We start from the raw sequence: 13,360 nt of genomic DNA, 5'->3' as shown, positions 1-13,360 counted from the left end.
TCTAAATAGCCCATAAATCAACCCAAAATCAGCTTTTTAATATTATATCCTATTTTTGTATTTTTAGCAATGTTTTACATTAATGCTAATTAAAAAAAGGATACCTGAAAATTTTATCTTCAGGTATCCTCCTTACTGCTTTAAAAGTCTTCTCTTACAGCATCTATTAAGTTTTCTTTTTTAATTCTCTTAAGTGGTGCTTGAATTGAAATGTATCCGATTAACATAGCACCTGCCAGGCCAATTGCTATGGAATCTATAGGCAACCTATAGACTTGCTCCCTTACTCCGTTCATGTTATTGTATAGCACGTAAGAAAGTATACTTCCTATTATTGAACCATATATGCTTCCTACAATTCCGTAAAGCATTCCTTCTAGGGTTATCATTTTTCTAAGCCCTTTTTGAGTAAGTCCGATACACTTTAATGCCGCAAATTCTCTCTTTCTTAGTATTATATTTGTAGTCAATGTGTTTATAATATTTACACAGCCTATTAAAGATACTACTATAACAAAACCAAATAACAAAATCTTAACCATTAGTATAGAAGCGTTTGTTTTTCTGTTTTGATCTATAATATTTATAAATTTTAGATTTCCTGATCCACTTATTATAGATTCAATATGATTTTTAGCTGTACTTTCCAGCTTTGTATCTTTTAGCTTTATATTTAATGCTGAAGGTTTTATATCCTTTCCTATTAATTTCTCTGTCATCTGTTTTGTAGTTATTATTTTAATACCTCTTCCTTCTACTGCAAAATTGAAAGGACTGTCTTTCAGTATGGCTAAAACTTTAACCTTTTTTACTTTTTCCTGTTCAAATTTAAAATTACCTTCTGCAGCTTTATCTTTTCCAGAGTTATTTTTATTAAATTTATCAAGTAGTCCTTCATAGTTTTGAAGAAGTATTTCGTCTCCAACTTTTAAGTCTGCTATAGGTCCATAGAAATTATTTTCTGTTTTTTCATTATAAATTCTATTTTTTCCTACTATAATTACTCCATTTTCACTATTTAGTTTTTCTTCACTTAAATCCCCTTCTTTTAAATAATCCTTTGCAGCTTCAAGGGATTTATCATCATAAGTCATTAAATAAGCATCAAGTAGAGTTTTATCTTTTCCCTGATAATTTATATTCTTATATACTCCCCCTATTTTTTTTATAGAATCTAATTCTTTAGTTGTGTCTATAGCTGCTTTAAAATAGTTGGCATTGTATACTTTATAGGAAGTTTTAGTTTCTGGTAGTTTATCAATGCTTTGAATAACTTTTTCTTCAAGTATATTCTTATCATTATCTCCTACCACTGCAAAATGCACATTACTTGACTCATTCATATCATCATAAACATTTAAAGACATATCCATAAAAGCCTTAAATGTTATAAATAGAGTTATACTAATTACTATTGAAAATACTGTTGTTCTATATCTTTTTCTATTTCTCTTTATATTCTTCGAAGCCAAAGCTCCTTCGAATCCAAAAATTTTACCCACAATTAAACTCTTTTTTTTCTTTATTTTTTCTTTTGCTATAGAATTTCTGCTGCTAATTGCAACTAATGGGGAAATTTTACCTGCAAATACTGCTGGAAGCATTGCTGATGCATAGATTGAAACTAATCCAACCATAGTACTGATTACCAAAACATCTAAGGTAATGGTAGGTTTAATAAAAACTAGTTCCCCCTTACCAATAATTTTAAAAGCTAAGTCTATTCCATATAGAGCAATTATCCCACAACAAAGTCCTATAGGAATTCCTATAGCTGCCAGAAAGGTAGCTTCCCTTAAAATTATTTTTCTTATTTGTTTTGGAGTAGTTCCCACAGCTCTTAAAAGTCCAAATTGCTTAACCCTCTCCACAACACTTATCTGGAAAGCATTATATATAACAGCTATTGTTGCAATTCCAACAATACTTATTATTACTATCAGTGCACCTAATAATTCTTTTGGAAACCCCTCTCCTTGCATCGCTAGTAAATTAGTGTTTTCCATTACTGATTTTTCATCTGAAAGCTTTTTAAGCTCTGTAATATTCGCTCCTAATTTTTTATTTACCTTTAATTCTACAAGTAGCATTCTTGCATTTGTATTCTTATTAGGGCTTGCTGTAATTATCTGTCCTTCTCCTGATATTTGACTTTGAAAGCTGTCATTTAATATTCCAACTAAGGTATATGCCTTTTCTCCTATCTTTACAGTGTCTCCAACCTTTGCATCTTTTTTTATCTTGTAAAGTAGCCAATTTTCTAAAGCTACCTCTCTATCATTTTTAGGAAATTCACCTTTTTTAATAGTGTAAGGCAGCAATTTTGCTCCATCTTCTGTTGCGAATATCTCTTTAGCTTTTATGCTGTTATTTATAGTTATTTCTTTTCCTTCTGAATAGGTTCCGATTCTTAAAACATTGGGATTACTTTTTATTTTTGTAATTAAATCATCATTCACTTTAGAATATGTAATATGCCAAGAACCATAATTGTTTTTCATATCCTGTATCATAGCCTCTTGCATACTCTTTAAAAAAAATCCTATTGAAGACACTAAAGCTACAGACAATATAATTCCAATTAAAGTTAGTATAGTCCTCTTTTTATTGCTTTTTAAATATTTCCAAGTTATCTCTTTATAACTACTAATCATCTTTTTCACTCCTAACTTACTTTAAATATTTGTCCGAAACTATTTTACCGTCCATAATTGTTATCACTCTATCTGCACTTGAAGCTATGTTTACATCGTGAGTGATTAAAATTAATGTTTGATTGTATTTTTTAGCTGAAAACTTTAAAAGCTCAATAACCTCTTTAGAGTTGCTACTATCAAGATTTCCAGTAGGCTCGTCAGCAAGTATTATAGAAGGCTTATTTAAAAGGGCTCTTCCTATAGATACTCTCTGCTGCTGACCTCCTGAAAGCTCTGATGGTAAATGGTGTTTTCTATCTTCTAAACCTAAAAGCTTTATTATATCCTCTAAATAATTTTTATCTACCTTATCATTATCAAGTAAAGCTGGTAAAGCTATGTTTTCTTCTACATCTAATACCGGTAATAAGTTAAAGAATTGAAATATAAAGCCTATCTTTCTTCTTCTAAATATGGCAAGTTTATCTTCCTTGTATTTGTAAATATCCTCTCCATCTATAATAACTTTTCCCTCACTAGGTCTATCCAGTCCCCCTAAAAGATGAAGCAAAGTACTCTTACCAGAACCTGAAGGTCCTACTACAGCCACAAACTCACCTTTATTTATACTTAAGTCCACACCACTTAAGGCTTCAACTTTATTTCCTTCTTTTCCGTATTCTTTTTTTAAACCTTGAATCTTTAATATCTCCATTTCTTTACCTCCATATATTATTCTCTATAATTCTCAAGACGATTTTTAATTTAGTCCCTACTATAGCTATTTTGGCTCTATTTTATAGATAAGAACTAATAAGTAATAATGGGTAATAACTAAGAAGTAAAAAGTAAAAGTTTATGAAAAAATTCAGCAAGGCTGAATTTTCACCACAACTATTAATTATTAGTTCTTACTTCTTACTTTTTACCTGTAATGTTATTATAATCTCCTTAAAAAAAAGCCTCCATGACAGGGAGCTTACAAAGAAAAAAGTTATCTTACAGTTTTGTAAGATAACTTTAATATTTCAAGAAGGTAATTATAAATTTTGTTTCCTCTGTAGCTTTACTGTAAACCTCAATATATCCTCCATGTCTTTCAATTATGGCTTTAGCTAAGGCTAGTCCTATGCCTATAGAATCGCTTTTCGCTGATTTCTTTCCTTTATAAAACCTTTTAAATATATGAGGCAATTCTTCTTCCGGAATAGCCTCTCCAGTATTTGCTATTACTATTCTAGTGTATATAGGGTTATCTTCAACGTTAACCGACACCCTTCCCCCTTCACCAGAATGTTCTATCCCGTTTTTAACTATGTTGATTAGAGCTTCCTGCAGCCATAACCTGTCATGCTTTAAATATATTATATCCCTTTGAATAAACTCTACTTTAACCTTAGACTCCAAAGCTTTGCTCTCTATGTTTTCCAAAACATCTTCTATAGTTTCATTTAAATTCTGATTCTCTATTTCAAGTTCGATGGCATTGGCATCTATTTTAGCAAGTTTTAATAGATTTAAAATCAGCCATCTCATACGGTTAAGTTGATTTTCATTATTCTTTAAAAAGTCAATTTCTTGTTCTTTAGTCAAATTTTTATTAAGTAAAATATCATTATATAAAATCATAGTAGAAAGAGGAGTCTTTAATTGGTGGGAAATATCTGAAAGTAAGTTCACTAGAAAGCTTTTTTCCTTATTAAGAGCATATATATTTCCTCTAATAACCTCACCCATAGAATTAAAAGAACTTGTAAACTTTGATAAATCACCTTCTTTTTCCTCACTTAGTTTCAAATTATAATCCCCCTCTACAATCCTCTTTGCTGCAGAGCTAAAATTTCTCATAAGCTCATAAAAATAACCATATTGAAGATAGTTAAGGATGAAAAGTATTACTGTAAGAATGAGCCCAATAGAAATTATACTTAATTCCATACTTTTAAAACTCCCCTTTATATAAGGGAATAGACTTGTGTCAAGAGTTTCACTTAATCCATATTGTCTTAAAATTCCTCTGCCTTTTTCTTCTTCCTGAGGAGTTACTTCCCTTACTAAAAGAGGTACTATTTCTTTTTCAAGCTTAGGATCAGTTTCCACTATTTTTGCTGTAACACTTGCAAAAACCTTTATGTAATCATCTTTTAATTTTTCATTGTGGACTCTCATTATGATAAAATTGCACACTAAAAAAATAGTCATTACAAATATAAAGCTTGCAGAGCTCTTTTTTATTTCTGGATTATTAAAATATCTCTTCATAATATTACTCCTTAGTTACTTCTTTATTCCACTTATATCCTAACCCCCGTACAGTTAGGATATACCCTGGCTCTTTAGGATTTTCTTCTATCTTTTCTCTTATTCTCTTTATATACACTGAAAGTGTATTTTCATCAAAGAAAGCCTCTGCTCCTTCTATTAACTCTTTTAGTATTTCATCTCTTTTTATCACCTGATTTGCTTTAGTCATAAATATAAGAAGAAGCTTATATTCTTGTGCTGTAAGAGATAGTTCCTTCCCTTTCTTTTTAGCAAGAGCTGTAGAGATATCTACAATTATGTCCCCGCTTATTAACTTATTTTCAGAAGCCTGAACCTTGGAATTTCTTCTTAAAATAGCCTTTATTCTTAGGAGTAACTCCTTTGCTCTAAAAGGTTTAGTTATATAATCATCTCCTCCAATTTCAAAGCCAAGTACCATATTTACCTCTTCATCTAAAGCAGTTAAAAAGATTACAGGTACATCACTTTTGCTTCTAATATGCTTGCAAAGTTCATATCCATTTCCATCAGGTAAGTTTACATCTAATATTATTAAATCGAAATTTTCCCTCTCAAATAGAGATTGTCCATCTTGATAAGTAGCAGCAGTTAAAACCTCATATCCCTCATCTTTAAGAGTAAACTCTATTCCCATAGATAAAGCCTTATCATCTTCAACTAACAATAATCTATTCATATGCTTATTCCTTTCTTACATTCAATAAAATGAACTTTATTTTATCATTTTTTTATATATTAGGAAAATCAATTCTCCATTCCCACACTTTTATTTTACTATTATGCAATAAAAATTTATTGTAAAGCAATAAATACAATGATATATTATATTTAATGATAAAAATAAATAATAGAAAGAGGTATCTTCATGAAAAATAGAAGGATTAATTTTTTGAAACTATCTATTATTATAATAGGAGCTATCCTACTTTTGGTATGTACATTATGGTTACCACAGTTAGCCACAAGCACTGAAAAAATGAATCCTGAGTATGCTTATTTAAAATATCCTATTCTTATCAGTATATACGCTACTACCATTCCCTTTTACTTTTCTTTATATGAAGCTCTAAAACTTTTAAATTACGTTGGAAATAAAAAAGCATTTTCTCAATTAGCTGTAAATTCCTTAGGATATATTAAAAATTGTGCTACTATTATAATTATATTATACTTAATTGGAATTTTTTATCTAGCACTCCACCATATACTCCATCCTGGAATTGCAATTATAAGTTTAGCAATTATTTTTACTACCTTAACTATATCACTGTTTATAGCTATTCTTCAGGAACTATTAAAAGAAGCATTGAAAATTAAATCAGAAAATGATTTGACTATTTGAGGTGAAATGTATGGCTATTATAATTAATATTGACGTCATGTTAGCTAAAAGAAAAATGAGTGTTACAGAGCTTTCTGAAAAAGTTGGAATAACAATGGCTAATCTTTCTATATTAAAAAACGGAAAAGCTAAAGCCATTAGATTTTCAACTTTAAATTCTATATGTGAATCTCTAAACTGCCAACCTGGAGATATTCTTGAATACAGAGAGGATTAATAATATCTAGATACTTTTAAAAATTTCCAGAATAAAAAAGCATTGCTATAATAGCGATGCTTTCTCTAGATATCCTTTTTCCCCTTTTTTCTTTGCTTTACACACTCTGTTAATAGATATTCTATTTGACCGTTTATTGAGCGAAATTCATCTTCTGACCAAGCTACTAGCTCTTGCCAAAGAGATGGCGATAATCTTAGCAGCACCTGTTTTTTATCTTTTCCCTTATTTTCCATATATCGCCATCACTCCTTTACCTTTATTTTTATTAGTATAAAGAACCACTATTGACAATTGGCTGAGCATCTTTGTTTCCACAGAGGACAACAAGCAAATTGCTAACCATTGCTGCCTTTCGTTCCTCATCTAGATTTACAATATCATTTTCATTTAACTTTGAAAGAGCCATTTCCACCATTCCAACAGCTCCCTCAACAATCATCTGTCTTGCATCAATAATTGCAGAAGCCTGCTGCCTTTGGAGCATTACGGCTGCAATTTCTGGTGCGTAAGCCAAATGAGTAATCCTTGCCTCTAAAATTTCTAAACCAGCAATTTCAACCTTTGATTGTATTTCAACTTTTATTCTTTCTGCAACCTCCTGGCTACTACCACGCAAAGATTTTTCGTTATCTTCACTTGTTGCATCATAAGGGTATAGCCAAACAATATTTCTAAGTGCAGAGTCGCATTGAATAGAAAGATATTCAGTGTAGTTATCTACATTAAAAACTGCCTTTGCTGTGTTTACAACCTTCCAAATGACAACAATTCCGATGATTATTGGATTTCCCAATTGGTCATTTATTTTTTGCTTATCATTGTTCAATGTCATGGCTTTAAGTGAAATTTTTTTATTTGCTAATCCTACATTTGTTGCCTGCAACGTATTTTTACCGGCAGGTGCAGCATGCTCAATTGATACGGTACCAGTAGATGTTGATGAAGTTGCTGGATTTACGGCTGTTACAAAAGGATTGACAAAGAAAAATCCCTCTCCTTTCAGCGTACCGTAATACTTTCCAAAAAGAGTCAAAACAAGAGCTTCATTAGGCTTAAGTACCTTCAATCCAGCAAATATGATTGGACCTATGAGGAAAAAATAAGCAGCTCCTGCAATGATTAAAATTATAGCAAGAACAAAATTTGTTCCTTTATTAGCGAGGATAATTCCAGAAATAAATCCAACAATAGCAAGGATCATAAATACAATATTTAATAATAAAATTACCATACCATTTTGGGCTTTCGGTTCAATTTCTTTATAATGTAATTGCTTTTCCTTTGTATTGACAACCTCAGACATTTCAAAGACCCCTTTCTATTTTCACAAATTAAAAAACTACTATTAATTTGATATCATTTTGATATTACATTAATAGTATATCAATATATGTTGTTTGTCAATACTATACATTTAAGTGAATTTTTTTACTTAAAGTCATATATGCCCTCGTTATATATTTTTCTATATCAAAATTTTAAATAAACACCTAGGGACATACCGCTAGCTTGATTTTGTTACTCGCTAATTATTTCCAAGGGTTTCATCAGAAAATATATATAAATTTATAATATACATTGACAGACGAGGTATATAAACATATAATATATATAAACTGGAAATAACAAAAGAAAAAGATATAAATACATGGATAGGAGTGAGAATATGTCTATAGCTTCAGATATTATAAGAGGTCATACAGAGACTATTATTCTAGCACACTTAGTAGAAAAGGATAGCTATGGTTATGAAATAAACAAATCCATAAAGGAAAAAACTGATAATCAATATGAACTAAAAGAAGCAACATTATATTCTGCCTTTAGAAGGCTTGAGCAAGCATCTTTAATAACCTCCTATTGGGGAGATGAAACTACAGGTGCAAGAAGAAAGTATTACTCCATAACACCCTTAGGAAGAGCCTCTTTAAAACAAAATAAGCAAGACTGGAATGAAGCAAAAGAATTAATTGATAAATTGATCAATGGGGGTAAATAAAATGAATGAAAAATTACGAAAAAGCGTTGAGAATTTATTTGAAAATGCGCCAAAAACTCATAGGGCTAATGAGCTAAAGGAAGAACTTTTATCTAATCTAATAGATAAGTATAATGACTTAGTATCCTCTGGTAAAAGTGAAGAAGAAGCTTTTAAGATTGTAATGTCTGGTATTGGGGATGTAGATGAGCTTATAAAAGGTTTAAAAGAACAAGATGTTTTAAGTTATGAAGAAACTCAGAAACATCGCAAAAAAAGTGCACTAATTCTATCTGTTTCTGTAGGCTTATATATAATGAGTGTAGTTGTACTAATACTACTAACTGAAGTTTTTTATGCAAACGAATCTATTAGTGTATGCCTTATGCTTACAATAGATGCTATTGCCACTGGTCTTATTATATATAATGCAGCTTCACGTCCTAAGTATCTAAAAACTGACGATACAATAGTAGAAGAGTTCAAAGAATGGAAATCTGCTAACAGCAAAGAAAAAGAAATTCTTAAATCTATAAAATCTATAGTATGGCTTGTTATTGTTGCTTTCTATTTCATCATAAGCTTCACTTATGGAATTTGGGCATTTTCCTGGGTTATATTTATAATAGGGTCAGCTGTAGAAAAAATCATAACATTAAGTTTTGAATTAAGGAAGTGAAGAAATGAATAAACGTCTTATAATAGTACGAATAATAATATGGGCAGCAATAGCCATTTTTCTTTCAGGAGTTCTAGTGCGTGGTATAGCCTATGGTGGAGCAAATAAAAATATATTTAATTTTATAACATTTAGTAAAGCTTCACCTACAGTTCAAAAAGATGAAACTGTATCTTTAGATGGCTGTAATGAAATAAAAATAGACTTTTCTAGCGATGATGTAATTGTTCGCACCACAGATGAATCCAAAATGAGAGTTATTGAAAAGTCCAGCAAAAAACTTAAAGAAAACGAAAAGTTTACTATTAAGAGAGAAAACAATACTATAAAAATTGAAAAAGATACTATTAATATAAACTTCAATATATTCAATTTTGGCAGCCTTAGCAGAGAAATCGAAATATATATTCCTAAGAATTATATAAAAGACTTAGATATTCATCTAAGCTCTGGAGATGTTATCTTTGACTCAGATATAAATTTAAATGATTTAAAATGTGTCCAAAGTTCAGGTGACTTTAATGCTAATAGTATTAATGCTAATAAAATACTTTTGAAGTCTAGTTCAGGAGATATTAAGGCGGAAAATTTAAAGATTAAATCTTATGATATAAAAACCTCTTCTGGAGATATAGCAATAAATTCTCTTTCTGGTACTGGGGAAGTATTAGCTTCATCTGGAGATATCAAAATAGAATATAAAGATATAAGTGAATATACCAAAGTTATTGCACAATCTGGAGATATAAAATTAACTATGTCTAAAGACTTAAGCTTTGAATTTCATGGAAAATGCTCTTCTGGAGATATAACTTCAAACTTTGAATTAAACTATGAAAATGAAGATAAAAACAAGGCAAATGCTAAAGTTGGCAAAGGACCTTATAAAAAAATAGATGTTAATACTTCTTCTGGTGATATAAAAATACTCCAATGATTATTGTAGCATCTCCTAGTCTTTATCATAAACTATAAGTGATAAGGGTTTGGAGGTGTTTTAATTTAATGTATAATAACCCAATTTTTTATTGTCATTTTTGTCCACAAAGAACCGTATGTCCATTCTCAGCAAACTATTTAAGAACCTACAATGACTTTATTGATCTTGATGACTTTGATGACTTTGAAAGATCTTATGATTTTGCTGATGAAGATTACTTACATTATGGTATGAGAGCTCCTCAACAAGAAGTAAACAGAATATTAAGATTGCTTACTGTTCAGCAGCCTCAGCTTTTTAGAAATTTAGAAAGATATGGAATTCGTAGAACTACAATTAACCTTTATTTTAGATTGGCTATATCTTTTACAATAGACAATGCTCCAAGACATACCGGAAACATAAATCAAAGAACAAATGCAATATTCAATGATTTTAGGAGAAGTTATTCTTGGATATTTATTTCTCTTCGTGCTGCAGGGGTACCTAATAATGTAGTAAATAGTACTTTTAGAAGTGTAATCGAATTTACACTTAGAAATATGGTTACCCCTCCTACTCCAGGACCTGGCCCTGCCCCTGATAGATGGAGTCAATGGGAAGACCTTGGTGGTGTTTTAACTTCAGCTCCTGGTGTTTCTTCTTGGGCACCTAATAGACTTGACACCTTTGTAGCTGGCAGTGATAATGCTTTATATCATAAATGGTGGAATGGCTCTAGGTGGAGTGATTGGGAAAATCTTGGTGGAACAATAACTTCTGCCCCTGCCGCTGTCTCCTGGGGACCTAATAGAATTGATGTATTCGCTCGTGGCACAAATAATGCTATGTGGCATATATTTTGGGATGGTTCTAGATGGAGTCAATGGGAAGATCTTGGTGGTGTTTTAACTTCTTCACCTGCCGTTTCTTCTTGGGCGCCAAATAGATTAGATACTTTTGTACGGGGCACTGATAATGCTCTTTATCATAAATGGTGGGATGGATCTCGTTGGAGTAATTGGGAAAGTCTTGGTGGTAACTTAACCTCTGCTCCTGCTGCTGTTTCTTGGGGAAATAATAGAATTGATGTATTTGCCCGTGGCCAAGGAAATCGCTTATATCATATATGGTGGAATGGTTCTAGATGGAGCAATTGGGAAGACCTTGGTGGTAATATAACCTCTGCTCCTGCAGTATCCTCTAGAGCAGCTAATAGACTTGAAGTATTTGCTAGAGGACAAAATAATCAATTAATCACTATGTCTTGGAATGGTTCTCGCTGGAGTAACTGGAGCAATCTTGGAGGAATTTTAACCTCAGACCCTACTGCAGTATCCTGGGGACCAAACAGAACTGACGTATTTGCAAGAGGTACAAATAATGCTATGTGGCACATCTGGAGAGATTAGTATAAGAGGCTGCTTTATTTAAAGCAGCTCTTTATTATTTGTAATTTAATCCTTGTCTAGCTTGATACCATATATTGTACAATATATAATTATATTACTATGAGAACTAATAGTGTTATACAAAATAAGCATAGATACCTATAGAAAACAACAAAATTTTCATATTAATTTTGTAGAGGTGAAAAATATGATAAGAACATCTAAAAATATATTTTTCCTACTTGATCAGTCAAAAAAAATATCTACTGAAAATCCACAGAAATCAATTGAATTAAGTAAAAACGCACTAAAGATGGCAAAGGAAAATAATCTAGAAAAGGAAGAAGGATATGCTCTCATTCATATGGCCTATGCCTGTAGAGTTATTTCTGACTATGTCAATGCTTTAAAATATTCGTTTGACGCCATTAATATTTTTATTAAAATTGGCGATATCGAAGGTATCATTAGGGCTCATAACATAATAGGTATAATTTATTATTATTTGGGTAAATACAACCAAGCTATTGAGCATATGTTTAAATGCTTAAATATTCTCAAAAATACAAATTACCATTTTTTAAAATCTTGCGTGATTACCAATATGGGAGAAATATATAGAGAAGCTGGGGATAATGAAAATGCAATAAAAAGTTATAATGAGGCTTTAAAAATTTCAACTATACATAGATTTGAACAAAACAAAGCTGCCGTTATGCTAAACATGGGTAAAGTATATAACAGTACAGAGAAGTATACTGAAGCTCTGGATCTTCTATATAAAAGTAAAAAAATATTAGCAAATTCAAAAGATTTTATAATACTTGGTGAAATAGAAAGCGAAATTGGAAAGCTTCTCTTTAAACAAGGACATATAAATATAGCAAGAGAGCATTATTTTGAAGCTTTAAAAAAGCTTAACAATGTTAAAAATAAATATTATATAATAGACGTTTTGATTAATATTGGAATACTTGAAGCTGCAACTTCTAGAAGTTCCGTAGAATATTTCAATTTAGCTTTAAAATATTCAGAAGAAATAAATTCAAATATAAAAATAAGCATGTCCTATAAATACTTATCTGATTATTATGCTAGTGAAAATAACTATAAATTAGCATTAGAATTTTTCAAAAAGTATCATTACAAATATCAAGAAATGGAAGCTTCTAACATAGCTAAAAGCCTAGAAATTAAAAAATTAGAATTTGAGTATAATCAAGAAAAAAATGAAATTGAAAATTTGAAGAGCATAAAAAACTCTTTAGAACACGAAATAGAAGATTCATTTAAAAAGGTTAATAATCTAAAAAAAATAAATGAACAACTAAAAAAAGAATCAATGATCGACGAATTAACAGGTATTTATAATAGAAGGGGCTTAAATGAAAAAATAGACACCATTTTAATTAATCACGAAAAAGCTAATGCATATGCAGCTATTTTTATGATTGATATTGATTTTTTTAAAAAATTCAATGATTATTGGGGTCATTTAAAAGGAGATAGATGTATAATAGATATTTGTAACTGCATAAGTAAGATTAAAAGAAATAATAGCTTATTTGCTAGATATGGCGGAGAGGAATTTATATACATTTCAATTGTTGAAGATTTTAATGATGCATACCTGCTTGGTGAAGATATAAGAAGAAAAGTTGAAAATTTAAATATAAAATATAATGAAAACGTAGATTGTAAAGTTGTTACTGTTAGTATAGGAGGTATATATACCTCCCTTCCATTATCTAAATCTTTTAATGAACTTATAAACTTAGCCGATTCAGAGCTTTATCGTGTAAAAAACAGTGGAAGAAATAAAGTATATTTAGTAACATGCTAACATATATTAATATACCATTTTTAACAGACTCTACATTGCAACAGTCATATAGACATAATAAATGAA

At 30.4% G+C, this 13,360-nt stretch carries 13 protein-coding genes; 7 read left to right on the top strand and 6 right to left on the bottom strand.

Features of this window, described 5'->3' with window-relative positions; genetic code table 11:
• Positions 1-140: 140 nt before the first annotated feature.
• The 4 genes from ACWW38_RS14380 to ACWW38_RS14365 all read right to left on the bottom strand — a co-directional run bounded on the left by ACWW38_RS14380 (position 141) and on the right by ACWW38_RS14365 (position 5,598).
• Positions 141-2,654: an ABC transporter permease gene (locus ACWW38_RS14380; RefSeq protein WP_456258215.1), complete on the bottom strand. Its 2,514-nt coding sequence runs from the start codon at positions 2,652-2,654 to the stop codon at positions 141-143.
• A 16-nt stretch (positions 2,655-2,670) separates the two neighbouring features.
• Positions 2,671-3,351: an ABC transporter ATP-binding protein gene (locus ACWW38_RS14375; protein WP_456258214.1), complete on the bottom strand. Its 681-nt coding sequence runs from the start codon at positions 3,349-3,351 to the stop codon at positions 2,671-2,673.
• A 305-nt stretch (positions 3,352-3,656) separates the two neighbouring features.
• Complete coding sequence (locus tag ACWW38_RS14370; protein ID WP_456258213.1) at positions 3,657-4,898, bottom strand: sensor histidine kinase; 1,242 nt, start codon at positions 4,896-4,898, stop codon at positions 3,657-3,659.
• A gap of 4 nt (positions 4,899-4,902) precedes the next feature.
• Positions 4,903-5,598 (bottom strand): response regulator transcription factor, encoded by a 696-nt coding sequence (locus ACWW38_RS14365; protein ID WP_456258212.1) that lies wholly within the window; start codon positions 5,596-5,598, stop codon positions 4,903-4,905.
• Between the two features lie 189 nt (positions 5,599-5,787).
• Between ACWW38_RS14365 and ACWW38_RS14360 the strand changes: the two genes are divergently transcribed.
• Together ACWW38_RS14360 and ACWW38_RS14355 are read left to right on the top strand one after the other, a co-directional pair.
• Positions 5,788-6,264 (top strand): DUF2975 domain-containing protein, encoded by a 477-nt coding sequence (locus ACWW38_RS14360; protein WP_456258211.1) that lies wholly within the window; start codon positions 5,788-5,790, stop codon positions 6,262-6,264.
• A 10-nt stretch (positions 6,265-6,274) separates the two neighbouring features.
• Positions 6,275-6,481 carry a helix-turn-helix domain-containing protein gene (locus tag ACWW38_RS14355; protein ID WP_456258210.1) on the top strand — a complete coding sequence of 69 codons (207 nt, stop codon included), beginning with the start codon at positions 6,275-6,277 and terminating at the stop codon, positions 6,479-6,481.
• Between the two features lie 65 nt (positions 6,482-6,546).
• Here ACWW38_RS14355 and ACWW38_RS14350 read toward each other — a convergent pair whose 3' ends face one another.
• Positions 6,547-6,717: an Arc family DNA-binding protein gene (locus ACWW38_RS14350; protein ID WP_456258209.1), complete on the bottom strand. Its 171-nt coding sequence runs from the start codon at positions 6,715-6,717 to the stop codon at positions 6,547-6,549.
• A 32-nt stretch (positions 6,718-6,749) separates the two neighbouring features.
• Positions 6,750-7,787 (bottom strand): SPFH domain-containing protein, encoded by a 1,038-nt coding sequence (locus ACWW38_RS14345; protein ID WP_456258208.1) that lies wholly within the window; start codon positions 7,785-7,787, stop codon positions 6,750-6,752.
• 363 nt (positions 7,788-8,150) lie between these two features.
• Here ACWW38_RS14345 and ACWW38_RS14340 point away from each other — a divergent pair, with 363 nt between their 5' ends.
• From ACWW38_RS14340 to ACWW38_RS14320, 5 genes are all read left to right on the top strand, one after another.
• Positions 8,151-8,483: a PadR family transcriptional regulator gene (locus ACWW38_RS14340; RefSeq protein ID WP_456258207.1), complete on the top strand. Its 333-nt coding sequence runs from the start codon at positions 8,151-8,153 to the stop codon at positions 8,481-8,483.
• Between the two features lies 1 nt (position 8,484).
• On the top strand, positions 8,485-9,141 hold the full coding sequence (locus ACWW38_RS14335) for a permease prefix domain 1-containing protein (RefSeq protein WP_456258206.1): 657 nt from the start codon (positions 8,485-8,487) through the stop codon (positions 9,139-9,141).
• 4 nt (positions 9,142-9,145) lie between these two features.
• Positions 9,146-10,078 (top strand): DUF4097 domain-containing protein, encoded by a 933-nt coding sequence (locus ACWW38_RS14330; protein ID WP_456258205.1) that lies wholly within the window; start codon positions 9,146-9,148, stop codon positions 10,076-10,078.
• 68 nt (positions 10,079-10,146) lie between these two features.
• Positions 10,147-11,472: a sialidase gene (locus ACWW38_RS14325; RefSeq protein WP_456258204.1), complete on the top strand. Its 1,326-nt coding sequence runs from the start codon at positions 10,147-10,149 to the stop codon at positions 11,470-11,472.
• Positions 11,473-11,659: 187 nt separating this feature from the next.
• Positions 11,660-13,294, top strand: a complete 1,635-nt coding sequence (locus ACWW38_RS14320) for a tetratricopeptide repeat-containing diguanylate cyclase (protein ID WP_456258203.1) — start codon at positions 11,660-11,662, stop codon at positions 13,292-13,294.
• Positions 13,295-13,360: the final 66 nt, after the last annotated feature.

This window comes from Clostridium sp. JNZ J1-5 (assembly GCF_053901425.1).
The sequence above is the reverse complement of the archived record's forward strand: the minus strand, read 5'-3'. Positions and strand labels throughout refer to the sequence as shown.